The following is a 25,818-nucleotide window of genomic DNA, read 5'->3' as shown; positions in this document are numbered from 1 at the left end:
TCTATCATCAAAGCTATTAAAAAACTGTTTTGGTTATAAACTAGACGAAATAAATATGTACCCAATATAACTCTAATTGTTTACCAAAGGTTAATCTTTTGTTCATTTTGTGATTGCTAGACTCCACGCGGCTTTGAGGTACAAACTTACAAAAAACTGAATGAATAAAGTGGCATGCTTACCCCCGTTTTTAGCAATTTATTCGAATAAACAAACGGTTCTTCTAGAACTAAAACGTCTAAAAAGTGGTCGACTATTGCTTGAAGAGCCGGATAGGTGTGATAAGTTTTAAAAGCATTGTAAATATATTGTTATAAAAATAACGCAACAAACCTTACGTCGTGGAGAACAAAATGAGTAAACAAAGTATGCGCGAAAGCGGCTTTAAACGCAGCGCCCTGGCGATGTGTTTTGCCAGCTTAGGTATGAGCAGCACCAGTGCTTTTGCTGTTGATTGCAGCAATTTAGCCCAATGGCAAAGTGGTGACGCTTACGTTGGCGGAACCCAAGTCCAGGCCCAAAACAGTGCCTATGAGGCGAACTGGTGGACGCAAACGAATCCTGTGGAGAATTCTGGACAATGGCAAGACTGGACTCTTTTGGGTGCTTGTGACAGCGCTGTCAACCAGGCGCCAGAGGTCACCTCGTTGAGCCCCGCTGCAGGCAGTCAATTTGCTGAAAATGACAGCGTTATCATCGAGGCGTCAGCCAGTGATAGTGATGGTCAAGTTAGCCAGGTAGAATTCTTCGTTAATAATCAATCTATCGCGATTGATGCCACCGCGCCATTTAGCACTACGTGGCAAGCTGTAGCCGGCGACGCGACCATAAGCGCTGTGGCTACAGACGATCAGGGCGCGCTATCTACAGCTCTTGCTAATGCTGTTAGCGTAAGCGGCGGCACCCCCGTGAATGAAGCGCCAAGCGCAAGCATTCAAATTGCTAATCTGCCCACGCAAGTGATGGTGGGAGATAGCTTGAACTTTACCCTCAGCGGCACGGACAGCGATGGCCAAGTCACCGCGCTGACATTCAGTGAGAATGGCACCCAAGTGCTGAGTTCAGCAAACGCCAGTGAAGCTTACACTTGGCAGGCTCCAGCAACGGGGCAATTTGAATTCGTACTCAATGTGACTGACGATCAAGGGGCCACGGGGACGGCCACTCAAGTGATCAATGTGGTAGATGTGTCTGAGCCAGGAACTGGCGTTGACGCTTGTCGCCCAGCAGGTTTATACCAAACGCCGGGAGTGAACACGCCGTATTGTACTATTTATGATCAAGACGGCCGTGAGCTCATGGGCCCAGATCACCCACGTCGTATCATTGGTTACTTTACCAGTTGGCGTAACGGCGCCAATGAGCAACCTAGTTATTTAGTTGACGATATTCCATGGGATAAAATTACCCATATTAACTATGCCTTCGCACACGTTGATGCCAACAATAAGTTGTCCATCGGCAATCCCAGTGCCCCAGGCAATCCAGCAACCAACATGGAATGGCCAGGTGAACCGGGCGCTGAAATGGACCCAAGCCTGCCGTACAAAGGTCACTTCAACCTACTTAATAAGTACAAGAAACAATACCCAGACGTGAAGACGCTGATCTCTGTTGGTGGCTGGGCTGAAACTGGCGGTTATTTTGACGAAAATGGCAACCGCGTCAACAGCGGTGGCTTCTACACTATGACCACCAATGCTGATGGCTCAATTAATCACGCAGGTATTGCCGCGTTCGCACAAAGTGCGGTTGAATTTATTCGTACCTACGATTTCGATGGTGTGGATATTGACTACGAATACCCATCGTCAATGAAGGACTCTGGTCACCCAGATGACTTTGCTATCTCCAACCCTTTGCGCGCTAGTCTCAATGCATCTTACAAAGAATTGATGAAGGTGTTACGTGAAGAGCTTGATAAAGCGGGTGAACAAGATGGTCAGCACTATATGCTCACGATTGCTTCACCGTCATCGGGCTACCTACTGCGGGGTATGGAGACCTTCCAGGTCACTAAATACTTAGACTACGTCAACATCATGTCTTACGACTTGCACGGCGCGTGGAACTCTCATGTCGGGCACAATGCGGCATTGTACGACACCGGTGAAGACTCGGAGTTGGCACAATGGAATGTATACAGCACCAAGGAGTTCGAAGGCATTGGCTATTTGAACACCGATTGGGCGGTACGCTATTTCCGTGGCGCGCTAGCGGCCGGGCGTATCAATATTGGTATTCCTTATTACACCCGTGGTTTTAAAGACGTACAAGGTGGCACCAATGGATTGTGGGGCCAGGCGGCGCTGCCGAACCAAAGCGAGTGTCCAGCAGGCACGGGCGTTGGCGAGCAAAACAAATGCGGTAACGGTGCCATTGGCATTGATAACCTTTGGCACGATAAAGATGCCAATGGCGAAGAAATGCCAGCAGGCTCTAACCCTCTTTGGCATGCCAAGAACTTAGAAAACGGCATTTACCCAAGCTATGGCGCAACCTATGGCCTAACGCCACAAACCGATCCAGATGATCAGCTGATTGGCACCTACACGCGTCATTATGACAACGTGGCCGTTGCGCCATGGTTATGGAATGCCGATAAAAATGTGTTCTTGTCTATGGAAGACGAGGAATCAATGGCCACTAAAGTGCAATACGTTATCGACCAAGGCATTGGTGGCATTATGTTCTGGGAATTGGCGGGTGACTATGATTATGACCAGGCCAAGGGCGAGTACTTCATGGGCTCAACGCTCACTACCCTTGCTTATAATCAGTTTAATCAAAGCGGCGTGCCGTACAGCATTGACCAAGGCAATACTAATTTTGTAGTGCCAACAGAAGCGGTTGATGTGAGCTTTGAAGCCAAGGACTTTCCAGTCGGTGATGACAACTACCCGATTGCTCCAACCTTTGCTTTCACTAACAACTCAAACATTGATTTAAGTGGTGCCAAGATTTCTTTCGATGTGCCAGTGGCGACCTCCGCCATTTTCAAGTCTAACTGGAACGCACAAGAGAAATTGGGCATGGCGGTCGACGTCAATGGCTCGAATGCAGCAGGTAACAATATCGGTGGTTTTGAGAATGAGTTCCACCGTTTCTCAATCACGTTGACCAACGAATGGGGCGGACAAGAGAAAGCCTTTGCTCCAGGTGACACGGTGAATGCGCAGGTAATGTATTACATGCCTATTACCGGTCCTGCAAACTTTACCATCGAGAAAAATGGCAAAACCTATGCCTTTAAATCGCAATACCCGCACCTTCCTGATGCCCAGCCTGGAACAGGCGGCGGCGACACTGGCGGTGGCAATGGCAGCGGCGATGGTACGTGTGAAGGCACCGCGATTGCCGATATCCCCGTTTATCCTAACTGGCCACAAAGTGACTACGCCGGCAACCCTAGCCATGCTGCGGGTGGCGACTTAATGGTCAACGGTAATGCTGTCTATAAGGCGAAGTGGTGGACATCTGCTGAGCCGGGTAGCAGCGCCGATTGGGATCAGGTCTGTAGCCTGTAACTCGCCATCTTAGACTTGAGGCGGCCCCATGCCCTCCCTGCAAGGGCTGCCTCGGGTCTCTTTTGTCAACGAGGACATTGATATGAGAACACCACAAGCGAAATTATTATCACTGGCTGTGTCAGCGCTAGCTGTTGGTGCTGCGCTCAGCGCCAGCCAAGCTTATGCTCATGGTTACATGGATAGCCCGAAGGCCCGCCAAGCTATTTGTCAGGCTCAGGGCGGTTATTGGTGGCCAGAAGATGGTTCCAACATTCCTAACTTGGCGTGTCGCGCAGCCTATTTGGAATCAGGGCACTTTCAGTTTATTCAAGAACATGAATTTGCCGTTAACACCGCTGATTACTACAACCAAGCAGCGGTTGAGGCCAGCGTTCCCGATGGCACCTTATGCGCCGCTGGAGACACCAACAAGCGCGGTATGAATTTACCTTCACCGCATTGGCAACGCAGTGACGTGACCCCCAATGCTAATGGCGAGATTAAGGTGCGCTTTCGTGCGACCACTCCACATAACCCCAGCTTTTGGAAGTTTTACCTAAGCAAACCCGGGTTTGATGGCGCCACGCAAACACTTGCTTGGAGCGATCTAGAGCTGGTGCAAGAAGTGGGCAATATCGACTTTATCAAGGACGCTGAGGGTCATCGCTACTATGAAATGAATGTCGCTATTCCCGCTGAGCGCCAAGGTGATGCCATCTTGTACACACGCTGGCAGCGTGATGACGCAGCTGGAGAGGGGTTTTACAACTGTAGTGACATCACCATAGTGCGTGATGGCGGGCCTAGTGATCCCAGCCAGTGGCAAAGCATTGGTTACTACTTGCAACAAGGTCAAACACCGGCGGTGGGTGATTCTATTTGGGTGCGGCTATTTGACGAGAGCGGTCAAGAGCTAGTTAACCAAATGTTTGCCGTCAGCGCCGATAACCAAGCAAGCTGGCAGCAAGACCTCGCGGCTATGCTTAATCTCGACTACAGCCAATATATGCAAATTGGTTTGCAAGACCAGCAAGGTCAAGTGGTCTACCAAAGCGGTGACCCGCTGGTAAATCAGGTATACACCACCAATGCCAACTACAGCTATAGCTTGAGTGTGCAACAGGCACCAGGCAATAGTGCGCCCACTGTGGTTAAGCCTGATGACATTACTTTGGCTGAAGGACAATCCAGTGTCGTTCATGTGCATGCTTTTGACGATGAGCAAAGTACCCTGAACTACAGCTGGGATGTGCCAGCACCACTGACTATGAGCAGTGAGGGTGCCAACCTAACGATCACCGCTGCCAATGTCGATATCGATACCCCGTACACCATTACTGTCACTGTCTCAGATGGTGAGCTCAGTACCAGCCAAAGCTTTGTCGTCACCGTTACCGATACCAGCACTAACCCTGATCCAAGTTACCCTGCGTGGCAGGCCAGTGCTACTTATGTAGCGGGCGACAAGGTGAGCTACAACGCCAGCGACTATGAGGCGAAGTGGTGGAATCAAGGTGAACAACCCGATCAATCCTCGGCATGGCAAACGCTGAGTAAAGATGCTGGCAGCGCACAATGGGATAGTCAGCGCGCTTATGAAAGTGGCGCGAGGGTGCTCTATCAAGGGCAACAATACCAAGCCAAGTGGTGGACTCAAGGGGATACCCCGGGTCAGGCCTCCGTTTGGCAAGCACTTTAAGCAGTAAACAATGGCGATGATGGACACACGGAGGCGCCTAAATTGCCGCTAGTCGGGCAAGTACCTATGCGTCGTGCTTAGCCTTTAATAAGACAACAAGAAGAGAAAGATATGAAATTAACTCAATTAACCGCAGCGATTACGCTGGCCATGGCATCGGGTGTCGCCGTTGCCGCGCCTTCGACACCGAGCTTAAACTGGGAGCCACAAGAGTACTCCTTTGTTGAAGTAGATTTAGAAGGCACAGGTGGCTATAAATCCTTGGTGCGTCGCCAAGACCAAGTCAACATCAACATCGAGTGGAATGCCTGGAGTGGTGATGGCGGTGACAACTATAAAGTGTATTTTGATGACCAAGTTGTGAACTCTGGTGCGCTGCCAGCGGGCACTAAAAGTGGCGTGATCACTTTCCCGTATGACAAGGCTGGCCGTCATACCTTGTATGTTGAATTGTGTGAAGGCACCGTGTGTGCGCGCAGTGATGGCAAGCCCATCGTCATTGCCGATACCGATGGCGCGCATCTAGCACCGTTACCGATGGATTATGATCCTAACAACAAAGACTATGGCTTAAAGCAAGGCATGGTTACAGGGGCCTACTTTGTAGAGTGGGGCATTTATGGTCGTGACTATGATGTCACTAACATGCCAGCACAAAACCTTAGCCACATTTTATACGGCTTTATTCCGATTTGTGGCCCGAATGACTCACTGACTGGCGGGCCAAAGCGTGCGCTTGATACCGCTTGTCAGGGTTCACAAGACTTTGAGGTGGTTATTCACGATCCGTGGGCGGCAGTGCAAAAAGCCCTACCGGGTGTCAGTGCAGATGACCCTATTCGTGGTACTTATGCACAGTTAATGGCGCTGAAGCAGCGTTATCCAGATCTGAAAATCGTGCCTTCAGTGGGGGGATGGACACTCTCTGATCCGTTCTACTATTTCACCGATAAAGCCAACCGCGATACCTTCGTGGCATCGATGAAAGAGTTCCTTAAAACGTGGAAGTTCTATGACGGGGTTGATATTGATTGGGAATTCCCAGGGGGTGATGGTGCTAACCCGAACCTTGGCGACCCAACCACCGATGGCGCTACTTACATTGCGTTGATGCGCGAGTTACGCGTCATGCTCGATGAGCTGGAAGCGGAAACAGGCCGCCAGTATGAGCTGACTTCAGCCATCGGTGCTGGTTACGACAAGATTGAAGATGTTGACTATGCTACCGCAGCGCAGTACATGGATTACATCTTTGCCATGACCTATGACTTTTATGGGGCTTGGAGTAATGTGACCGGACACCAAACGGCCGTTTATTGTGGTGAACACTTCCGCCCAGGTCAATGTGACGGCTCCGGCACTGATGAAAACGGCCAGCCTTATAAAGGCCCGGCTTACACCATGGATAACGCCATTCAGCTGTTGCTAGCGCAAAACGTGCCATCGCAAAAAATAGTGGCGGGTGTGGCTATGTACGGACGTGGTTGGGAAGGCGTGTATCCTGAAAACGCGAGTACCGCAGGCAACCCGATGACCGCATCTGGTAATGGACCGCTTAAAGGCACCACAGCACAAGGTGTATGGGAAGACGGAGTCATTGATTATAAAGGCGTAAAAGCTAATATGCTCGGTGCGAACTTCCAAGGTATTAACGGTTTTGAAGCGGGTTATGATGCGCAAGCACAAGCGGCTTATGTGTGGAACCGCAGCAGCGGTAAGCTGATCACTTTAGACACCCCGCAAACAGTCATGGCCAAAGGTCAATACGTGCAACAGCATAACCTCGGTGGTTTGTTCGCATGGGAAATTGATGCCGATAATGGCGATATTCTTAATGCTATGCATGAAGGTTTAGGTGATGTACCGCCGGCCAACCAACGCCCTGTGCTCAGTGTAGACAGCAGTGTCACAGTGCAAAGTGGTGGCTCAGTGTCAGTTACTGCCTCAGCCACTGACGGTGATAATGACCCGCTCAGCTTTAGCTGGCAGGCTGATAGCGCGCTAAGCGTGAGCGGTGCAAACTCAGCGACCTTAGTGATCAATGCGCCGCAAGTAAGCCAAGACACGCAGTACAGTGCGACTGTTTCGGTTTCTGATGGCAAAGACACGGTCAGTAAAGTGGTTAGTGTTAATGTTGTAGCGGATGGCAGCGGCAGCAACACTGCACCTGTGGTTGATGCTATCGCTGATGCCAGTATGGAAGAGGGCGCAAGCCTAGCCGTTAACGTGGTTGCCAGCGATGCTGACAATGACGCTTTGACTTACAGCTGGGACGTACCAGCCGGGTTGACGCTTTCTGGCAGCGGTGCCAGTGCGACACTGAGTGCGGACCCTGTGGATGCGGATACTAGCTATACCGTCACAGTGACAGTCAGTGATGGTCAAGCCAGCAGCAGCCAGAGCTTTGTCGTTACGGTGACCGATTCAGGCGCCACCACACCGGGTGACACCTGGGATGCACAAGCTGTGTATACCGGTGGTGATACCGTGATCTATGGCGGTGTTGAGTACCGTGCTAAATGGTGGACTCAAGGCGACCAACCTGACTTGGGTGGTCCTTGGGAGCCAGTATCAGCACCTACAGACGGTAACGGCGACCTAGTTTGGAGTGCCTCGTCTATCTACAACACCGGTGATGTTGTGTCTTATAACGGCGCACGTTTTGAAGCTAAGTGGTGGACAAAAGGTGAAGAGCCTGGTGTTGCTGCTGTGTGGAACCAGCTATAAATAAGATTCCTACTTGAGAGACCAAGGGCAACGAAAGTTGCCCTTTTTCATGTTCGCCACCATACTCAAGGATACTTAAGGTTGTTTCCACAGAGATGTGCGTGGGCAAATTTCTGCTTATTATTTTACTTTTCTCTAGCACCGCGTTTGGCCAGTGCACAAACCCTATTCGAGTTGGCGTAAACAGCGAGTGGCCGCCTTATATTTCGATTGAGAATGACCATATCAGCGGCTTAGACATGGCCATCATTACTTTATTACTTGAAAGTATGGGCCGTTGTTTTGACTACGTGCGTTTGCCCAGTGCCGGGCGGTCTATGAACGAGCTGCGCGCTGGGCGAATTGACTTGCTCAGTGGGGTGAGTTTCGCCGCTTATCGCCAAGACATCGGCCAATTTAGCGCACCTTATCGGCAAGAAATCGTGCGTTTGGTTGTGAGCGAGCGAGTGCAAGCATCTGCTTTGGCCGATTTACAGGCTATGCTGCAAAGTGGCCTAACGCTGGTGTACACGCCAGGCGCTTATTATGGTGAAGAAGTGGAAACGCTGGTGCAACAAAGCCGTTATCAACAGCAAATTCAAACCGTGAGTGAGCCGGTGAAGCGTTACTTAATGCTTAAAGCGGGCCGTGCTGATGTCACCATAGAGGATGAGCAGGTCGCCAAGCATTTATTGAGCGAGTATGGCGGCGCGCAACTGATGCTGCACCCCAAGGTAGTCTCGGCACAACCCATTCATTTTCTGATTAGCCATCAGCTGAGTAACACAGGCTTTATGCGCGAGCTCAACCAAGCCATCACAGCGCAGCAACAGGCTATCACGGCGTTATTGCAAAACCAGCTCGGTGCCGCGCACCCCTAACAACGTGATACTTTAGTGTAGCTTCATCTTTGGTCGTACCACCCGCGTTATTTTTTCGCTTATCCATAAGGCCATCATCTTTAATGTGCCATGCACTGCTTGTTGATGCATGCGATACAAGCTCATGTACATCCACCTCGCCAGTTTACCTTCGATAAACACATTGCTATTTAAATTACCCATGAGGTTCCCGACCGCGCTAAAGCGCGCTAAATTGACCAGTGAACCATGGTCTTTATAGTGAAATGGACGCAGCGCTTGACCTTTATATTGACGTTTAATATTCGCAAGTACATTACTGGCCATTTGGTGCGCAGACTGTGCTCGCGGCGGCACAAAACTGCCATCTGGCTGCTCAAAAGCGCAGCTATCGCCAATCACAAAAAGCGTGTCATCGCCGCGCACCTGTAAGTACTGATTAACCAAAATTTGGTTGTTTTTATTAAGCTCAAAAGTATTTAAGTCGCGTAAGAAATCGGGCGCTTTTACACCGGCGGCCCATACCTTTATATCGCAATCCAAACGTTCATCGCCGACATCAATACCGTGTTCGTCGATACCTTTTACCATTTGTCCAAGGTGCAACTGTACGCCAATTTTTTGCAGCTCTTTGCTGGCTTTGATTGCGATTTTATCTGGCAGAGCCGGTAAGATGCGTGGGCTTGCTTCCAGTAAATGAATTTTTAAACGTTCTTTGGAGACTTTATTAAGGCCATAGGCTTTGAGCAAATTGGTAACATGGTAAAGCTCGGCGGAGAGTTCCACACCGGTTGCGCCAGCGCCGATAATCGCCACATTAAGCGCACTTTTATCGCTTTCGCCTTGCTGTAAACGGGTAAAACTGTCCAATAAGGTATGTTGAAAGTGCTCCGCTCCTTTGACCGAGTCTAAAAAGAAGCAATGCTCTTGCGCCCCAGGGGTATTAAAATCGTTACTGACACTGCCAATGGCAATTACCAGCTTGTCGTAGCTGAGAGTACGCTCGGGGAGAATAGCGTTACCGCGTTCGTCGCGAAGTGGGGCTAAGGTAATGTGTTTACTATCGCGGTCTAGGCCGCAGAAGGTGCCAAGCTGGAATTGAAAATGGTGCTTGGCGGCATGGGCGGAGTACACCACGCCATCTAAACTGGCGTCAAGAGAGCCCGTCGCGACTTCGTGCAGCAGCGGCTTCCATATATGGGTGCGATTTCTATCAATGAGTACAATTTCAGCGCGGCCTTTTTTGCCTAGAGACTTTCCTAGACCGGTTGCCAGCTCGAGTCCGCCAGCACCACCGCCAATAACAATTATACGCTCCACAGAGTCTTGGTTCATGGTTTATTCCTCAAAAATTGCATACCCAAATGCACGCCCAGTAACGCTTAAATGCACTTGGGTATCATTAACCCAGGGGCTAACTGCTTGTTTTTGAGGATTTCCGACTCTTAGCTTACGCCTAAAACATGGCAATGTCATCCGCAGCGTAAAGATTGAATGATGACAATAAACAGGCTATTTTGTTGTCATAAATTATTCCATGGAGCCCTTATGCATCCACATATTCATGCCCTATATGAGCTCAGTGCCAAGCCGCAGCGCACGATTGTTGGCCTGATGAGTGGCACATCCATGGATGGGTTGGATGTAGCCTTGTGCCAAATCAGCGGCGCGGGTCGCGATACCCGTATTAAGGTGCAACATTTCACCACCTGTGCCTACCCGAAAGAGTATTCCCAACGACTGCGTCAAGTGTTCGCCAAGCGCGATATCGATTTACAACACCTCACCTTATTAAATGCGTGGGTGGGGCGCTTGCACGGCCAGTTGGTCAAGCAATGTTTAGCACAGTGGCAGGTCAATGCGGATGAGGTCGATGCCATTGCCAGTCACGGGCAAACCGTGTACCACTGCCCTAAAGCTCAGCATGGTTTGGATGGTTACCCTAATGCCACCTTACAAATTGGCGATGGCTGCCATGTTGCCTGCACCAGCGGTATTTTGACTATCAGTGATTTTCGCCAAAAGCATATCGCCGCAGGCGGTGAAGGCGCGCCTTTGGCCGCGTATGGCGATTACCTATACTTTGCTAGCATCGATGAGCATCGGGTGTTGTTAAATTTAGGGGGCATTGCCAATATTACCTTGCTGCCCAAGGCCGGGGAGTTGAGCGATACGCTATGTGCTGATCTTGGCCCTGGCAATACCATGCTAGATGCCTACGTGCAGCGCTATTTTGCGCCACGACAATTCGATGAAAATAGCACCCTGGCGCGGCAGGGGCAGGTGCATGAGCCTCTTTTGGCGAAGCTCTCGCAGCACCCTTTTTTGCACGCCGCTATGCCCAAAACCACGGGGCCGGAAGTGTTTAATCTTGCCTATTTAGCACAGTGCCAAGCTGCACTCGGAGAAACGCACCTAGCTCATGAAGATGTGCTGGCAACCTTATGTGAGTTTGCGGCTTATCAAGTAGGAACGCAGTTAGCACGGTTGGCGAAATCCCACGGTCCGCTGCATGTCTATGCCAGTGGCGGCGGTGTGCACAACCCATTGCTAATGGCGCGCATTGCCTATTTCAGCGGTGAACAGGTGCAGCTAGATTCACTGACACAGCTGGGCATGAACCCAGACGCCAAAGAGGCGGTGTTGTTTGCCTTACTCGCCAATGAAACCCTTGCCGGTCAGCCAGCGAAAGCAGCGGCCATAGAGGGGATGCCGCAAATCTCTATGGGTAAATTAAGCTTTCCCGACTGACGCCGTGCTGCGCCAAAGGCGTTGACAATACTGGCCCAGGCGTTGGCGCAGGCCGGTGCAATTCACCATTTGTGGCGAGCTTAACTGCGCTTGCGGATGAATATGCACGGTGTATTGCGCGCTTTCTTTTACGGTGTTGTGCAGGCCATGCAGCGTAAGTTGCAACTGTGCATGTTCATACTCACACTCACCCTGCATCGTGCTATGCGCGCAGAGGGTCAATGCCACCATACCGCTGTCGATATCTTTGTAATGCAATGGCTGATGCGCCAAAAGTTGGGCATCACGTTGCTGTGCAAAGGTGATACTAGCCTGCAGCGCATCGCCTTGCTGCGCACTGCTGGGCAATCGACACAGCAATTGCACAGGCACACCCACACCGCCCAGAGTGGTTGGCCGGGCAGCCAAAGTTTCGAAATCTGATAATAACCCTTCGCTTCGCAATGCGAACACAGCGAGAGGGGAGCGATACTGCGCCATATCCTGCTTAATATTGATAATTTGCGCACAATTATGCCGCAGTTAAATGACAGTTTTATGACTTAATAGGAAGTGATGGCGATTTTTTCTACACCGCTTGATAAGAGCAGGCTCTTTGTTTTTATTGCTCTTTAGCGTGATAAAAAGAACTGACTGCGTTTTTTGCTGTGTGAACCATAAAAAAAGCCGAACGAGTCGGCTTTTGCACATTCACGAAGTGTCCATTCAATGAACGAGGTACCTGCAACCGTGTGACGGTTGCTGTTAACTATCGGCCGTCTTCAAATGACGCCGTAGCTGAAACTTTGCTCCACGAGCCGTTACTGTAAAGAATGGTTGCTTCGGCTGTATATGGGCGGAAAGCACGAATTTCAAAAGAGCACGACGTGCCCGAGGTGCCGCACGATGAGGCCGCATTAGACCAAATAACGCTGTCGATTTGTGAACCGTTCCCTACCACACGAAAAACGGCGGTGCTTGATCTCGCACCATAAACCAGTGCGAAACAACGGTTAGGGGTAAATTGGTCGTATGCCTGAGTGTCGACATAACATTCCATGCTGTCGGCGCTTGCTTGGGCGCTAAATAGTCCACCAATCAGTAGAGCGGCTGATGCAATAAGTGTTTTCATTGTTCTCTCCATTTGAATCATTCCACGGGCTCTACAACTGCTTATACTCCTGTAAGCCATCGATATTGCCTTTGATTAAGGCAGTGGAATTACACTATAAGAGAATAAACAAAAAATAAACATTAAATTAACATTTGTTTCTAAATTAAGTAAAAAGTAGGAGGCCCCGATGTTCCAAGGGCCGAGTGATTAGCCTATTTTGAAATCAAGCTGGACCGAGGTTTTTGCTTTAACAGCTTGATTATTTTCAAACTTTGGTGCGTATCGCCATTGTTTTACGGCATTAACCGCCGCTCTTTCAAATGCCGCACTGCCGTCGGAGTCCAGTACATTGATATCCTCAACAAACCCGCTCTCGTTCACGGTGAACTCCATTTGTACCCAGCCTTCGCGGTGTTGGCGCACGGCGATAGCGGGGTAGCGCGGGGGAGTGCGATACAATGGGGTTTGCTCTTGATTCTTCGCCCACGGACGCATTTTTGCGATGGCAACACAATGCTTAGTGGCTTGCTCGGATTCACCTTCTTGCTCATACAGCGCGACGAGCTGCGAATGAGCTTGCAGCTCAGCAGGGTGGTCGAAACTAAAGTTATCATCAAAAATATTGACCACTTTGTTAAAACGCTCAATGGCCGTATGCCGACGCCCTCGGGCTTTGTCTACCGCACCTAACAGCATGGTGACATTAATCATTTCGACCGTGTCATCGGCGATATGCGCTTGATAGTATGCTTCGGCTTCGTTGAGGTAGACTACCGCCGCACGGCCTTTATCAAAGTCCAAGCGGCGAAAGTAAATTTCGGCACCGTCTACTTTTAAATCGGCGACCAATTTAGCTTTTTGTTGCTGCTTTGCAATATCTATTGCACGTTCGATGGCCTTCTCAACGGTGTGTGCCTTATCCGCGCTTTTGGCGATGCCCATTAACGGGTCGATAAGGCTTAGCGGGTCTGGGTTAGGCTGCTGCTCTAAAATCGTCAGCGCCTGCTTATAAAGGGTCGCGCGTTGCTGCGCATTAGTGGGTGAAGGGGCCATCGCGTTGGCGTAGTTAATGGCTAACTTAGCAACAGCTGGCGATGTTTCACCAAAGGTGTTCAGGCCAACCTCATAGGCGGTTTGTGCATGTTGCTGCACATTCTCGCCAGTGTGCAGAGCTTGCTCAAAGGCGTCATAGGCGGCATCGAAATCAGGTGTGGGTGCGGCGGCACTCATCCAAGGTGAGCCTAGTAAAGCCAATAGGCCGATATTGAGAGATTTTTTTAACATCTTACACTCCTTTGTTTTGCGGCTATTTTATCTGACCCTATTTTTAGTGCAACAAAAGATAGGCTCAGCATTGCTCAAGCGCGCTTTTGAAAAATCTTCACTGAGTGTGTGTAGTGCTTGCTGGTACAGAGCCACTTATTTTCACTGCTTCAGCTTAATTTGTTGATTTTTAAAGGTTTAAATAGTTGGTGCTGTTTTTGCTCCCATAAGCTCGACGATTAAATTTAAAGGAGAAGGTTATGGCAAAGACGGTAACAACCGTAAATCCAAGTAATGGTAACCCATTAGCTGAGTACACCTTATTATCACAGTTTCAAGCAGAGCAGGCAGTCGATGCTGCCCATGATGCGTTTGGCCAATGGCGCAAAACGTCTTTTTCAGAGCGCGCTGAGAAACTGAACAAACTCGCCGACCTGATCGAACAAAATGAGAGCGCTTTGGTGACCTTAATGACCGAGGAAATGGGTAAAGTCACCGACCAAGGTAAACAAGAAGTGGCGTTGTGCGCGCAAATTTGCCGCTACACCGCCAAGCATGGCGCCAAAGAATTAGAAGATGAACACCGTTTCTTTGAAGATGGGCACGCCTTGGTGACTTATCAGCCCATAGGTGTGATCTTAGGGATCCAGCCTTGGAATTTCCCACTGTATCAAGTGATCCGTTATAGCGTCTCGAATATTATGGCGGGCAATACCACGGTGTTGAAGCATGCCAGCAATGTGTTTGGTATGTCGAAGAAAATTGAAGCGCTGTTTCTTGAAGCAGGGTTCCCTGAGGGCTGTTATCAATCACTGCTTATCGATGGCGCTACCGCCAGTAAACTTATTGCGCACGATAAAGTACGCGGGGTAACCTTTACGGGCAGTGACGAAACCGGTAAGAAAGTGGCGGAGCAGGCCGCGTCGGTATCGAAAAAGTCGGTACTAGAGCTTGGCAGTAACGACGCATTTGTGGTGCTCAGCGATGCTGATATTGCGCATGCGGTGTCGTGTTGTATTCAAGGCCGTGTGGTCAACAACGGTGAAACCTGTGTTGCCGCCAAACGCTTCATTATCGCTGACGCGGTGTACGATGAATTTCGCGATGCTTTTGTTAAAGCGGCCAAAGACCTGAAAATGGGCGACCCAAAAGAGTCCAGCACCGATCTTGGGCCGATGGCGCGAGATGATTTGCGCGACCAATTGCATCAGCAAGTGCAGCAATCCATTGAAGCCGGTGCAAAGTGTATTCTCGGTGGTGATGTGCCCCAAGGGGAAGGGTTCTTCTACCCGATCACCGTATTGGAAGACGTTAAATCGGGCATGCCCGCCTACGATGATGAGTTATTTGGCCCGGTGGCGTCGTTCATTCGTGCCAATGACGATGAGCATGCCATGCAACTGGCTAACGACTCGCGTTATGGCTTAGGTGGCGGTATTTTCAGTGAGGACACAGAAAAAGCCGTGGCGCTGGCAAAAACCGAGTTCGATACCGGAATGGTCAACATTAACGGCTATTCGTTAGCACAGCCTAACCTGCCTTTTGGCGGCGTTAAAGACAGCGGTTACGGTCGCGAGCACGGCGGCTTTGGTATGCGTGAATTCGTTAATGTTAAATCGATTATGATAGCGCAGCCCAACTAAGTGTTTATTGCCCAGTTCAAACACCCGATAAATGGGTGTCGACTCGCTGTTTAAGTACAGGGTGGGTGAGGTGGTCGCTGAGCTGCCTCGCCTGCTGCTGGTTTTGTAAGCAACACAGTTTACTGGCTATGTCCGCTTGCTCACACAATTGCGCTAAAGGCGAGAGTTGAGCCCGACTGCGCTCCAACCTACTGTGGTGCAACCCTTTTACAATCAGTTGCGGCAACTGCCAATAATTTGCCAAGGTTAAGGTTAAATCGTGACTGTATTCTCTAATTAGGCGTTTAAAGGCTGCGCTGCTAGGAGTGACGTCGGGGTCAACAACATTAAAGGCCTCTATCATAAGCTCAAAAATAATCATGGTGCCGAGGTTGTAAAGCAGTGCGGTAAAATATGCGGCGCCAGCGTCGGTTTGGCTATCGACAGCTGCTAACTTGGCAAAGTCAGCCGTTTGCAACGCGTGCTGCCATATTTTTTCGCCAAACTGGCGGTAATAAATACTCGGGCGCGGCGTAAAGCGCTTAATATAAGATTGCACCACGCCCTCAAGCAGGCCGTTGGCCCCCATACTCATAAAAGCGGCTTTAAGCTCGGTGATTTCTTGTTCGCGGCGGCGGTAACGAGGGCTGTTCGCTAGCTTGATAAGATCCGCTGCCATCGCAGGCTCCCGCTCTACCACAGCGAGTAATCGCTGCACGTCGAAATCAGGGTTATCCAGCTCTTTAAGCACCTGACTGATGGAGGCCGGCATAACGGGTAGATGTGACAGCAACTGCTCAGGCTCATGCATTAACAGGCTCAGTTGATGGTAAATGAAGTGACTGAGGCTGTCGCTCTGCTGCATTGGTCGAGCATCACAGCCAAATAAGTAATCGAGATAGGCACCCTCTAAGTCGTTTTCGTAAGGTATTGCTTGGTCGTTAACAGGGGCTTTATCGGCGAACGGTAAGGGCTCATTTTCCGGTGTTTTATCAAAAAACGCATAATTAGCGTCAACCTCAGCGGGCACAAACGATGGCAACAAAGCTCTTAGCAGCTTACGAAACATGAATACCTCTTTGTGAAAATCTACTTAAAAACGACCGCTTTATCTGAGCGAGTGTAGGTGCGGATTTGCGGTGATGTCCATTGCTCGTTTTGTAAGTATTGTGTACTGACTACTATTTTGCCATCCACGAATTGGCTCGTGGACTTTACTTGGGTGATCCCTTGAGCACTGCCGGTTACTTCCTCATAAGCGGTGAAGCTGCCGTCATCGCCCACTTCAAGCCAGCCTTGAGTGTAAAAAGAGGCGGTAGTGAAATAATAAAACACCAGTTTTTGTTTACTTTGGTCCCAAAATATCAGTGATTCACCACCATAATCGCCGTCATTGATGCTGTGTAAGGTGCGAATAGCAGTGCCATTGAGGGCACGCTGCCATTGGCTTACATCTGTGACCTGCTCTTGAGCGGGAGCGGGTTGAAACTGTGCCTGCCAAGTGCCTAAGTAGGGTTCGAAAACACTCAGTTGAGGTGACAATGAGCTCTTCGCAAGCGCGAGAGTCGGTAATAGCAGCACGAGCGCTGCAAACAAAGGTTTCATAGTAGTTCCTTAATGGTGGAGCATGGCCTTATTTAAGCTTGAGACACAGCCTCGATAAGCTCAAGAAAAAAGAATAAAGAGATCACTTTTGCCAATTATTAACCTTGGGTTAATAGTTGGCTCTTTTTTTTGTTGCTTTTGGTTCTTTAATATCTCATATTTACAAGCGTTTACAAAGTTTTGGTGGTTTAAATGTAAAATAATTGAAAACAAATTGATGTTGTTTTATTTTGCTGTTTCCCATAAAAGAAACAACTAGGATATCCCATGTTTAAACCCACCCTTATCGCCAGCGCGCTGCTTAGCAGTACCGCTGTATTTGCTCAAGGTCCACTGTTTGAAGTGTCATCGCAGCAAATGGCTAACAGCGTTAACGCTGCACAAGCAAATATGTCACAGCTCAGTGGCGCGCAGTTCCAATTAACCAGTAATACTGCCTCCTTGTCTTTGCCTGTTGATGGTGCGCAGGTACACTTTACCCGCAAAAACGCTAGCCTTAGCGCCAGCGGTAACCTTATTTGGCAAGGTGAAAATGACAATGGTGACTCGGTCACATTAGTGCAAACTGCAAAAGGCATCTCTGGTACGGTTAAAACCAACGGTGACGTGCTAAAGCTTAAGCCTGTTGGCGCTCATGGTCATCAGCTGCGTACACTCAAGCCTGAGCAAATGCCACCAGAGCACCAACCAGGACACGTTATGCCTGAAGGCCCACTTGCAAAGCAGGTTAGCGTCAATAATAGCCCTAGTATTTTCGCGCAACCGCAGGCCGTTGCCGATACGCAAATCGACCTACTGGTGGTTTACACTGCCAAGGCTGCTCAGCTCTCTGGCGACATTGATGCCTTGATAGACCTTGCTATCAATGAAACCAATCAGGGTTATCAAAATTCAGGTGTGAATGCCACCGTCAGTCTTGCCCATAAAGCACAGGTCAACTACACCGAAGCGAGTAGCTCAGGCACCGATTTAAACCGTTTGGCCGGGACCAACGATGGCTACATGGATGAGGTGCACGGTTTGCGTGACCAGTATGGTGCCGATGTGGTGGTATTAGTGAACGATGTAAATGGCTATTGTGGTCAAGCTGATGCCATTGGTGCCAGCGCCAGTAGTGCTTTTGCCATGGTTGATTATGATTGTGCTACCGGCTATTACTCTTTCGGTCATGAAATTGGCCACCTCCAAGCGGCGCGTCACAACCCTGAAAACGATCCCACTAATTCGCCTTATGCCTACGGTCACGGCTACCAAGACCCAAGCTCGCAATGGCGTACGGTGATGGCGTATAACTGTAACAGTGGTTGTACTCGTATCAATTATTGGTCAAATCCAAACAAGAGCTACAACGGCACGGCGATGGGCACAACCACGCGCAGCGACAACACACGTGTTTTGAATATTACCAGTCCAACGATTGCTAATTTCCGCAGTGGCGGCACACCACCACCGCCTCCAAATGAGCTTGAAAATGGTCAGCCTATTAGCATCAGCGGTGCTAATGGCAGTGAAACGCTATACACTTTTGAAGTACCAGCTGGTGCCAGCAATATTAGCATTACCAGCTCAGGTGGCTCAGGTGACTTAGACTTGTATGTAAAATACGGCGCAACGGCATCGCAGAATAACTATGATTGCCGCCCTTATGAAAACGGGAATAACGAGAGCTGTACAGATACGCGCGCAGGTACTTACTCAATTATGGTGCATGGTTACAACGCTTATAGTGGCGCAACCTTAGTGGCAAGCTATGAGCAAAGTGGCAGCGATTTACCGATTGAGATCACTGAGTCAAACCTCTCAGGCAGCCAAGGTCAGTGGCAATACTTTACTGTTGATGTGCCTGCGGGCGCGAGCACGGTTGATGTAAGTACCTCCGGTGGCAGCGGTGATGTTGACTTGTATGTTCGTCAAGGCGCGCAGCCAACGACGTCTAGCTATGATTGTCGTCCGTTTCGTTCAGGCAATAACGAGTCGTGTTCAGAGGCCGCAGCAGCTGGCACTTGGCATGTAGGTCTTCGTGCTTACAGCAATTACTCCGGTGTAACCTTGAATATTTCTGTGCAATAACAGGCTAACAAAACCAGCCTAGGGTTGCTGATAGCGGCGTTCAATCTCTTTTTTGACGCTCTCAGGAATAGATGACAAAAGGTGTTGCAAGCGCAACGCCTTTTTTTCGTTATTAGGATGGTAGCCGATGTATTGAGGCTCAATATGCAGGTTGTGTAAAAGCGCAACGGGCAAATCGAAATCGTGAATAATTTTCGCAGCCCAGGTTCTATCCACCACAATGGCATCAACGCGACTATCGCTCAGGGTTGAGAAAAATGATTTAGCTTGCGCGTCTGTTGACTCGTAGTAGGAGCGAGTAACAATATCAGCATTGAGTGCTTTTAGTGCACTATAGACTTCATCAGGGTATGGGTACTCCTCAGCGATGAGAATAATGGGGGAGCGCTGCACAGCCTGCTCGTAAAAACTCTCTTGGCGATTGATGGCCACCGCTAACGTCAGCTCCCAGTTCACGAACGACTGGTCGAGCATTGCCAAGCCATCGGTTTCATCCACGTGCAAGGTGAAATCAAGCTTACCTTGGCTAACGGCTTCAACACAGCGTTTGTAGGGCAGCTCAGTAAAGATGACGTCAGTGCCTGAGTGTGACAGTGCATAGCGAATTAAATCCACTTCAATGCCTTTTGCTTGCATCGATTCGTCGACATAGCTGTAGGGCCACCACCTTTCAAAGCAGATCCGCAGTGGCGCCGGTGAGCCCCAGCTTGATGATGACCACAACTGCATCATGAGCAGTACAATGGCGCTTACAGCATATAATGTGTGCATAGCTTTAAGCGTAAACCACCGCCGCCAAGGTGCAAAAAATAAATAGGTACATTTTCTTACAGTTTGCGTTAATGTTTACCGTTAAAGTGATGGAACGAGCACACGAAGGCATGAAAGGATACGTAGCATGCTTAAATTATTTATCGCGCTGGCCGCGCTGAGTATTTTAAATGGTTGTACGGTGGTGGGCATCTTAGTCGATGGCTATGCGCAGCCAAATATGCAGCAGCGCGCAGAAAAGCACTATACCGCCAGCACCCAAGGCGACCCGGGTAAATCCAGTTACACGCCAACAGATAATGACGGCTTTAGCTTCGCTAAACTTGGTTTGGCGATTGACTCGGCGGTCCTCGGTGCATTGCAAAAGCCAACGTCGAGTAAAAGCAATAAAGAGTGTAAGAAACTGTCCGACACTATTACTGAGTGTGATTTAGTTGCGCCCATGCAATCAAGTGCGCCTAGCGAACCGCAAAGCGAGTTAGAGGCCATCGAGCGCCGCCATCATGAATAAGGGGTAGGTGATGGTGAGCAGCATGGCATATATGCACGCTACTCACCTGATGAAACCCGGTATTAGCGTTTAAGCTGGGCGGCTGGCTTATTTAGTAGTGCAATCATAGGTCTGTCGCTCATTACTTTGGTTTTAAGCGCATAGCCAATGAGTAGACCGACGATAAAGCCGCCAATATGTGCGCCATAATCAACACCATCGGGCAGGCTAAATAAACCGAATAAGTTAATGCCCAGCCAAATAATGAAGAACCACATAGCAGAGAGCTTCTTCTGGTAAATAATGAACATAAAGGTCAAGCTGGCGTAGCGGAACCACATTAAATACATGCCAAATAAACCAGCAATGGCACCACTGGCACCGACACTGGGGATTGCACCATTACTTGAGAGCATGAGGCTGGCAACGGAGGCAAGCACCCCGCAAAGCAGGTAGTAGCCTAAGAAGCGCCAGTGGCCAAGTGCATCTTCGAGGTTATCGCCAATGATGTATAAAAAGTACATATTGCCTACTAGGTGCATAATAGAGCCGTGTAAAAACACACAGGTGAGCAAGGTCCAAGGCTCTTCCCCGGCGAGCACATCCACTGGGCGCATGGCGAAATATTCAAGTACAAACTCAAAATGGCTGGGAACAAAAAAGTAAGCGGCAAATATCAACACGTTCAACGCCACCAAAGCGCGAGTTACCCACGGGGTACGATGTGGTTTGATGTTGTACTCTACTGGCATTTGCGTTAGAAATTGAAATAAGTAGGTTTTCCATGACACCTTCTGGTTGAGCTCGCCAAGTGCCGTTTTTAGCTGTGGGCTATTTTCGACACTTTCTAACTGCTCTTTTTCTATCCAGCTGCCATCGCAATGACGGCATACATCGATTTCGCTGTGGTAGTGCTCTAATAAGTGGTAGCGCTCCATCAATGTTGAGCAGTCGGGGCAGTCACGCTCAGATATACCTAAATGCTCACCAAAATTGTGTTCATATTTCTCACCCACAGGACCGTCGTTGACCTCGCGCAACATGCGATTGACTTCATTTTTTTCAAACCAAAGGCCACCACATTCTAAACACACATCAATTTCTTCACCTTGATACTCGGTCACTTCTAAGTATTCATCAACACAATGGGGACAGCGTTTATTCATGCTCTAACTCCTTGAGACTGCCAATTTGTACGTCGTTATCAGCTAATTCTTGTTTCAGTGCCTGGGCACTGCGCTTTAAATAGGGGAGCGTATTTTGCTCTAGGTCGGTTGCAAGTTTGCCTAGCTTCTCACTGGCGTGACGCGCTGACACCTTGCGCTTTAGCGCGCGTTCAATATAAAACTCACTTTGACTATAAAAACGCCGCGCAGCGGAGAGAATGGCACTTGGGGTTTCCAAAGTCGTGGGTGAGTATTGCATGGTGTGCCACACATATTTATCTAAAGTGGGTTTATTGAACTCAAGCTCAGATGTAGGCGGGCTCTTAGCCAGTATCTCGGCATACGCTTGAATTTTACGTTGATTGTCGAGCAACTCATCGTACAGAGACGTGCGCAGATAGTAGTTATCTTCCATTTTAGAGTAGGTATCGAATTTAATTGCCTGCTCTAAACCGCTTTGTGCGGCGAGGTAGACACCAAAAATGGTGGATAGCACCAAAAATACTTGGTTGAGCCAAAAACCGGTACTGCGTAGTTCTTTGTTGTCGACTTGTTGCAGCACTTTGGGGATTTTTTTGTCCTGTGGTGGGGATGTTGCCATAACCGACTCCTTGGTAAAATGAGCCGAGATGGTAGGGGAAAGTGAGCACAGAGGCAAGCGCCTTGCGCTCACTTAATAGGCATTATATGAGCGTAAGTAGTTTGTATCCGCTCAACGTGATAATCAGTATCAGCAGCGGCATCGTCAGCACATTAATCAGCAGTGAGTTTTTAAATCTGCCCATGACCTTATTTTGATTCATTAGCCACAGCAGGTAAATGCAGATAATGGGTAATAACAGCGCATTGGTGGCCTGCGCGAAAATAATCACTGCCACTGGGTCTAAACCAAGACTGGCCACAACAGCACCAAACACTAATATCACCAACGCCACTTGCTTGAAGCGAGGACTGTTGGTATCTCCTTGTAACCCGAGCATGCCACACACCGCGTAGGCACCCGCCAGAGGCGCTGTTATGGCGCTGGTTAACCCAGCGGCGAACAGTCCGAGTGCAAAAAAGTAATGGGCACTGTCACCCAATAAAGGCGTTAACTGCGAGGCCAGGTTGGCGGCACTGAGCTGACTATTGCCCTGACCAAAAAAGGCCACGCTTGCGGTGGACACGATAGCTAAGGTGATCAATCCCCCAAGACCAATTGATAAACCGGTATCCCAGTTGCTACTGCGAATGGCCTGTTGTTTATCCTGCTCACCTTGGCTGGCCCGTGCGACCACCCCAGAGTGAAGAAATAAGTTATACGGTACGATGGTGGTGCCAATTAACGCCAATACGGTGGTCAGTGATCCCTCAGGGAAGCTAGGCTTAAAACCTGCAAACATGGCACTGAGATCGGGGCTGGCGATGACCAGAGTCGCTAAAAAAACTAAACTCATCAGCAACACTAAAAAGATCAGTGCGCCCTCTATCAGCTTATATTTGCCGCTGTATAACAGTGCGGCGCTGATAATAGCAATCAAGGGCGTCCATAGCTGCGCTGAAGCGGAGGGAAATAACCCTTGTAAACCGAGACTGGCACCGCTGAGGTTACCTGCCTCATAGGCGGCACTGCCAATGCCAATGGCACTGATCACCAAAAATGCGGCAAGCCAACGAAACACAGGAGTTTCAATATGCGCGCGCAGTGCTTGAGCTAAATCTAGGCCGGTGACTACGCCTAAACGCGCGGCCAGTGATTGCAATAAAATGGTTGCCAGCACTGAGAATACCAAGGCCCATAGCAAAGCAAAGCCAAAGTTTGCACCGGCTACGCTGGCGGTGGTAATGGTGCCTGGGCCAATAAAGGCGGCGGCAACCAGTAGTCCAGGTCCTAACTTCATATATCACCTGTCGAGGTTAAAAAAAGGCGCGTACGCTACCAGTTCATATCCAAATTTGAAAGAGTAAGACGTTACTCTATGCAATAAACAAGTGAATTTATACATTTAAATACAGAAATTTAACATCTTTAGGCCGGCCCAAAGTGACTCCCCTTATAGCTCACTGAGTGATTGTCTGCGCTCTGTAATAAACAGCCTGTGCATTGTTGGCGCTAGTCTCCCAGCTCAGGATGATCCAATAACACGGCTCCATCATCGACATTGGCGAGCTTATCTTCAGGGTTATAAATAGGACAGCGTTGCATCGATAGGCAGCCGCATCCAATACAGCCATCAACATAGGCGCGTACTCGTTGCATGTAGGCAATTTTTTCATCGAGTTGGCGCTGCCATTGGCGTGACATGTTGGCCCAGTCCTCTTTATTCGGGGTGCGTTTTTCGGGCAGGGTACTGAGTGTTTCTTTTACCTCCTCTAGGGTGATCCCCATTTTTTGTGCGGCCTTGATAACCGCAATGCGCCTTAGTACATCTCGCTTGTAGCGGCGTTGATTTCCTTGGTTTCGCCAACTGCGAATAAGTCCTTTTTTCTCGTAAAAATGCAGCGCCGATACGGCGACCCCAGCACGTTTGGCGACAGTGCCGACAGATAAATTTGCTTCCAATGTCATTTTGTTGTTGACCTAAACTTAACTTGAGCTTTTAGCCTTAGGTTAAACATACAAATGCAGGAAAGCAATTATGAACCAACATGTTATTATTTTTTCAAGTGCTAGAAGCCAAGGTAACACTCGCCAAGCTGCCAACACTCTCGCCCGACACCTCGATGCGCAATTCATTGATTTAGACGCCTATCAGATTAACCCATATCGGTATGATATTCGCGAACAAAGCGATGATTTCCGCGCGTTAATTACGCGATTACTGGAGTTTGACCATTGGGTATTTGCATCGCCCGTCTATTGGTATAACACCACACCGCAGATGAAGGCGTTTTTTGATAGACTCACGGAATACATGGATCAGCCCCAATTGCGTAGCCAGTTACGACAACTGCGCACTAAGCAAGCATCCTTGCTCTCCACTAGTTATACCGAGCGGGCGCCGCAAGCGTTTGTGGACCCTTTCATCCATACTGCCACCTACCTAGGGATGCAATTTGTCACTCACTATCATGCTGGCGCTGCAGACCCTGAATCTGTGGCCGTGCAATACCCTAAAAGACAAATGTGGTGGCGCAAGTTGTATGCCTTGTTGAACACTCAAGCAGGCCTTATTAGATAAATTAGTGATTATTTTGCAATTATTCGTTCAAGCGCAAAATTAGCTGAATATAAAATGAATGTCTGCGAGTGGTTACTATCTCTAGATGCCATTAAATTTATTAGTTCACAGAGTGCATTTTTGCACTCTTATGATGCAATAAAGGCGTTGTTAGAGGCTTAGCTCTATTGTTGTTATGTAAACAAGATGTTTATTTTGTGAGGGGTTAGTCTTGATAGTAAAGCTTAAATAGGTACACTCAATGCTCCCCCCCAGTGTTTGGGTGCTTCAGAGGAAGAAGTAATGAATAACAAGCAGTTGTTTGTCTTAACAAAAGATAATGCAAATACTCAAAGCGACGATTTCTTGTTGTTACTCAAAGTATTGGAAACGCTCGCAACAACCGTTAAGGTCGATACCCGCCTGCCTGAGGTGGGTGAGCGCGAACACATTGCACTATTTTTAGTGGATGCTGCGTATTGTGATTGCCAAGAAATGCTCAGCGAGGAGATCATTCAGTTAGCGCGCCAGCACAGTGTTGCGGTGTTTAATGCTCAGCGCCACGCGCTCAACGAACGCACAGCGCTGCTGGCGAATCTCAAAGGCGCGCTTTATAACGATGACAGTCCTGAGCATATGTTTAAAGGCGTGCGCCGCGTCCTCGGCGGCGAGCTATGGTTTTGCCGCAAGGCTATCTCCAATGCTTTTGGCGATCTAATTCAACAGCTCCCCGCCACCGATGCACTATCGGCGCAACGCCACAGCGATATCGACTTAAGTGTGCTAACCGCACGGGAAAAATCGGTGATTTCACTGTTGGCTAAGGGGGCTAAAAATGATGATATCGCCTGCGCTTTGAACATCAGTAACCACACAGTGAAAACGCATATATACAGTGCTTTTCGTAAGACCAACTCGCGTAATCGTATTGAATTGGCCAATTGGGCACAGCGCTATATTCCGGTGGCATCTCGCGTCATGGAACAGCGTCAATAACCTGCTCAGCATGCTATTGAACGCAAGGTTACCATTGAGCAAAAATAAAGGCGCCAAACGAGGCGCCTTTATTGTGT

21 protein-coding genes are annotated in these 25,818 nt (G+C 49.1%); 10 read left to right on the top strand and 11 right to left on the bottom strand.

The annotated features are described in order from the left end of the window. Positions 1-353: 353 nt before the first annotated feature. The 4 genes from MHM89_RS06810 (at position 354) to MHM89_RS06795 (ending at position 8,795) form a co-directional block, all read left to right on the top strand. Positions 354-3,527, top strand: a complete 3,174-nt coding sequence (locus MHM89_RS06810; protein WP_239408442.1) for a glycosyl hydrolase family 18 protein — start codon at positions 354-356, stop codon at positions 3,525-3,527. Between the two features lie 28 nt (positions 3,528-3,555). Then, positions 3,556-5,208 carry a lytic polysaccharide monooxygenase gene (locus tag MHM89_RS06805; RefSeq protein WP_343224217.1) on the top strand — a complete coding sequence of 551 codons (1,653 nt, stop codon included), beginning with the start codon at positions 3,556-3,558 and terminating at the stop codon, positions 5,206-5,208. Between the two features lie 111 nt (positions 5,209-5,319). Then, a complete protein-coding gene (locus MHM89_RS06800; protein WP_053909608.1) occupies positions 5,320-7,935 on the top strand; it encodes a glycosyl hydrolase family 18 protein in 2,616 nt (871 codons plus the stop codon). A 101-nt stretch (positions 7,936-8,036) separates the two neighbouring features. Further along, positions 8,037-8,795, top strand: a complete 759-nt coding sequence (locus MHM89_RS06795; RefSeq protein ID WP_197275931.1) for a transporter substrate-binding domain-containing protein — start codon at positions 8,037-8,039, stop codon at positions 8,793-8,795. Positions 8,796-8,807: 12 nt separating this feature from the next. On the opposite strand, the gene MHM89_RS06790 is transcribed toward MHM89_RS06795, so the two are convergent. Further along, positions 8,808-10,109 carry an NAD(P)/FAD-dependent oxidoreductase gene (locus tag MHM89_RS06790; protein WP_045980615.1) on the bottom strand — a complete coding sequence of 434 codons (1,302 nt, stop codon included), beginning with the start codon at positions 10,107-10,109 and terminating at the stop codon, positions 8,808-8,810. Positions 10,110-10,322: 213 nt separating this feature from the next. Between MHM89_RS06790 and MHM89_RS06785 the strand changes: the two genes are divergently transcribed. Further along, on the top strand, positions 10,323-11,525 hold the full coding sequence (locus MHM89_RS06785; RefSeq protein ID WP_239408441.1) for an anhydro-N-acetylmuramic acid kinase: 1,203 nt from the start codon (positions 10,323-10,325) through the stop codon (positions 11,523-11,525). On the opposite strand, the gene MHM89_RS06780 is transcribed toward MHM89_RS06785, so the two are convergent. The 3 genes from MHM89_RS06780 to MHM89_RS06770 all read right to left on the bottom strand — a co-directional run bounded on the left by MHM89_RS06780 (position 11,508) and on the right by MHM89_RS06770 (position 13,902). Beyond that, positions 11,508-12,005, bottom strand: coding sequence for a hypothetical protein (locus MHM89_RS06780; RefSeq protein WP_022945024.1), 498 nt, complete (start codon positions 12,003-12,005; stop codon positions 11,508-11,510). The two genes, MHM89_RS06785 and MHM89_RS06780, sit on opposite strands and share 18 nt — an antisense overlap. Before the next feature lie 268 nt (positions 12,006-12,273). Then, the gene (locus tag MHM89_RS06775) at positions 12,274-12,636 is read right to left on the bottom strand and encodes a hypothetical protein (RefSeq protein ID WP_022945031.1); all 363 of its coding nucleotides are present in this window, start codon (positions 12,634-12,636) and stop codon (positions 12,274-12,276) included. 189 nt (positions 12,637-12,825) lie between these two features. Next, positions 12,826-13,902: a TonB family protein gene (locus MHM89_RS06770; RefSeq protein WP_239408440.1), complete on the bottom strand. Its 1,077-nt coding sequence runs from the start codon at positions 13,900-13,902 to the stop codon at positions 12,826-12,828. Positions 13,903-14,141: 239 nt separating this feature from the next. On the opposite strand from MHM89_RS06770, the gene MHM89_RS06765 reads away from it, so the two are divergent. Continuing rightward, entirely contained in the window at positions 14,142-15,524 is a 1,383-nt protein-coding gene (locus MHM89_RS06765; protein ID WP_045978877.1) for an NAD-dependent succinate-semialdehyde dehydrogenase, read from the top strand. A 16-nt stretch (positions 15,525-15,540) separates the two neighbouring features. On the opposite strand, the gene MHM89_RS06760 is transcribed toward MHM89_RS06765, so the two are convergent. After that, positions 15,541-16,572 carry an HDOD domain-containing protein gene (locus MHM89_RS06760; RefSeq protein ID WP_239408439.1) on the bottom strand — a complete coding sequence of 344 codons (1,032 nt, stop codon included), beginning with the start codon at positions 16,570-16,572 and terminating at the stop codon, positions 15,541-15,543. Between the two features lie 20 nt (positions 16,573-16,592). Then, on the bottom strand, positions 16,593-17,108 hold the full coding sequence (locus tag MHM89_RS06755) for a hypothetical protein (RefSeq protein ID WP_138548406.1): 516 nt from the start codon (positions 17,106-17,108) through the stop codon (positions 16,593-16,595). Between the two features lie 267 nt (positions 17,109-17,375). Here MHM89_RS06755 and MHM89_RS06750 point away from each other — a divergent pair, with 267 nt between their 5' ends. Beyond that, positions 17,376-19,178, top strand: coding sequence for a pre-peptidase C-terminal domain-containing protein (locus MHM89_RS06750; RefSeq protein WP_071209382.1), 1,803 nt, complete (start codon positions 17,376-17,378; stop codon positions 19,176-19,178). 18 nt (positions 19,179-19,196) lie between these two features. Here MHM89_RS06750 and MHM89_RS06745 read toward each other — a convergent pair whose 3' ends face one another. Further along, positions 19,197-19,949: a transporter substrate-binding domain-containing protein gene (locus MHM89_RS06745; RefSeq protein ID WP_239408438.1), complete on the bottom strand. Its 753-nt coding sequence runs from the start codon at positions 19,947-19,949 to the stop codon at positions 19,197-19,199. 127 nt (positions 19,950-20,076) lie between these two features. Between MHM89_RS06745 and MHM89_RS06740 the strand changes: the two genes are divergently transcribed. Beyond that, positions 20,077-20,460 carry a hypothetical protein gene (locus tag MHM89_RS06740; RefSeq protein WP_239384820.1) on the top strand — a complete coding sequence of 128 codons (384 nt, stop codon included), beginning with the start codon at positions 20,077-20,079 and terminating at the stop codon, positions 20,458-20,460. Between the two features lie 62 nt (positions 20,461-20,522). Here MHM89_RS06740 and MHM89_RS06735 read toward each other — a convergent pair whose 3' ends face one another. From MHM89_RS06735 to soxR, 4 genes are all read right to left on the bottom strand, one after another. After that, positions 20,523-21,605, bottom strand: a complete 1,083-nt coding sequence (locus MHM89_RS06735) for a rhomboid family intramembrane serine protease (RefSeq protein WP_239384819.1) — start codon at positions 21,603-21,605, stop codon at positions 20,523-20,525. After that, a complete protein-coding gene (locus MHM89_RS06730) occupies positions 21,598-22,206 on the bottom strand; it encodes a hypothetical protein (protein WP_235418636.1) in 609 nt (202 codons plus the stop codon). Before MHM89_RS06730 ends, MHM89_RS06735 begins: the two co-directional genes overlap by 8 nt. Before the next feature lie 82 nt (positions 22,207-22,288). Beyond that, the gene (locus tag MHM89_RS06725; RefSeq protein ID WP_239408437.1) at positions 22,289-23,485 is read right to left on the bottom strand and encodes an Nramp family divalent metal transporter; all 1,197 of its coding nucleotides are present in this window, start codon (positions 23,483-23,485) and stop codon (positions 22,289-22,291) included. Between the two features lie 212 nt (positions 23,486-23,697). Then, on the bottom strand, positions 23,698-24,153 hold the full coding sequence (gene soxR / locus MHM89_RS06720; protein WP_235418638.1) for a redox-sensitive transcriptional activator SoxR: 456 nt from the start codon (positions 24,151-24,153) through the stop codon (positions 23,698-23,700). 70 nt (positions 24,154-24,223) lie between these two features. Here soxR and MHM89_RS06715 point away from each other — a divergent pair, with 70 nt between their 5' ends. Together MHM89_RS06715 and MHM89_RS06710 are read left to right on the top strand one after the other, a co-directional pair. Continuing rightward, a complete protein-coding gene (locus tag MHM89_RS06715) occupies positions 24,224-24,766 on the top strand; it encodes an NAD(P)H-dependent oxidoreductase (RefSeq protein WP_239408436.1) in 543 nt (180 codons plus the stop codon). Positions 24,767-25,048: 282 nt separating this feature from the next. Next, positions 25,049-25,741 carry a response regulator transcription factor gene (locus MHM89_RS06710; protein WP_022945043.1) on the top strand — a complete coding sequence of 231 codons (693 nt, stop codon included), beginning with the start codon at positions 25,049-25,051 and terminating at the stop codon, positions 25,739-25,741. Positions 25,742-25,818 lie beyond the last annotated feature (77 nt).

The organism is Pseudoalteromonas sp. CNC9-20 (assembly GCF_022347875.1).
Classification (GTDB): domain Bacteria; phylum Pseudomonadota; class Gammaproteobacteria; order Enterobacterales; family Alteromonadaceae; genus Pseudoalteromonas; species Pseudoalteromonas ruthenica.
Note: the sequence above shows the minus strand (reverse complement) of the source record. Positions and strands in the feature narration are given on the sequence as shown.

Excerpts from the sequence above, each read along its gene's own strand:
- MHM89_RS06745 (WP_239408438.1), bottom strand. The coding sequence starts at position 19,949 with ATGCACACATTATATGCTGTAAGCGCCATTGTACTGCTCATGATGCAG.
- MHM89_RS06750 (WP_071209382.1), top strand. The coding sequence starts at position 17,376 with ATGTTTAAACCCACCCTTATCGCCAGCGCGCTGCTTAGCAGTACCGCT.
- MHM89_RS06740 (WP_239384820.1), top strand. The coding sequence starts at position 20,077 with ATGCTTAAATTATTTATCGCGCTGGCCGCGCTGAGTATTTTAAATGGT.
- MHM89_RS06735 (WP_239384819.1), bottom strand. The coding sequence starts at position 21,605 with ATGAATAAACGCTGTCCCCATTGTGTTGATGAATACTTAGAAGTGACC.
- MHM89_RS06770 (WP_239408440.1), bottom strand. The coding sequence starts at position 13,902 with ATGTTAAAAAAATCTCTCAATATCGGCCTATTGGCTTTACTAGGCTCA.
- MHM89_RS06730 (WP_235418636.1), bottom strand. The coding sequence starts at position 22,206 with ATGGCAACATCCCCACCACAGGACAAAAAAATCCCCAAAGTGCTGCAA.
- MHM89_RS06785 (WP_239408441.1), top strand. The coding sequence starts at position 10,323 with ATGCATCCACATATTCATGCCCTATATGAGCTCAGTGCCAAGCCGCAG.
- MHM89_RS06800 (WP_053909608.1), top strand. The coding sequence starts at position 5,320 with ATGAAATTAACTCAATTAACCGCAGCGATTACGCTGGCCATGGCATCG.
- MHM89_RS06775 (WP_022945031.1), bottom strand. The coding sequence starts at position 12,636 with ATGAAAACACTTATTGCATCAGCCGCTCTACTGATTGGTGGACTATTT.
- MHM89_RS06715 (WP_239408436.1), top strand. The coding sequence starts at position 24,224 with ATGAACCAACATGTTATTATTTTTTCAAGTGCTAGAAGCCAAGGTAAC.
- MHM89_RS06780 (WP_022945024.1), bottom strand. The coding sequence starts at position 12,005 with ATGGCGCAGTATCGCTCCCCTCTCGCTGTGTTCGCATTGCGAAGCGAA.
- MHM89_RS06810 (WP_239408442.1), top strand. The coding sequence starts at position 354 with ATGAGTAAACAAAGTATGCGCGAAAGCGGCTTTAAACGCAGCGCCCTG.
- MHM89_RS06805 (WP_343224217.1), top strand. The coding sequence starts at position 3,556 with ATGCCCTCCCTGCAAGGGCTGCCTCGGGTCTCTTTTGTCAACGAGGAC.
- MHM89_RS06710 (WP_022945043.1), top strand. The coding sequence starts at position 25,049 with ATGAATAACAAGCAGTTGTTTGTCTTAACAAAAGATAATGCAAATACT.
- MHM89_RS06760 (WP_239408439.1), bottom strand. The coding sequence starts at position 16,572 with ATGTTTCGTAAGCTGCTAAGAGCTTTGTTGCCATCGTTTGTGCCCGCT.
- soxR (WP_235418638.1), bottom strand. The coding sequence starts at position 24,153 with ATGACATTGGAAGCAAATTTATCTGTCGGCACTGTCGCCAAACGTGCT.
- MHM89_RS06725 (WP_239408437.1), bottom strand. The coding sequence starts at position 23,485 with ATGAAGTTAGGACCTGGACTACTGGTTGCCGCCGCCTTTATTGGCCCA.
- MHM89_RS06790 (WP_045980615.1), bottom strand. The coding sequence starts at position 10,109 with ATGAACCAAGACTCTGTGGAGCGTATAATTGTTATTGGCGGTGGTGCT.
- MHM89_RS06765 (WP_045978877.1), top strand. The coding sequence starts at position 14,142 with ATGGCAAAGACGGTAACAACCGTAAATCCAAGTAATGGTAACCCATTA.
- MHM89_RS06755 (WP_138548406.1), bottom strand. The coding sequence starts at position 17,108 with ATGAAACCTTTGTTTGCAGCGCTCGTGCTGCTATTACCGACTCTCGCG.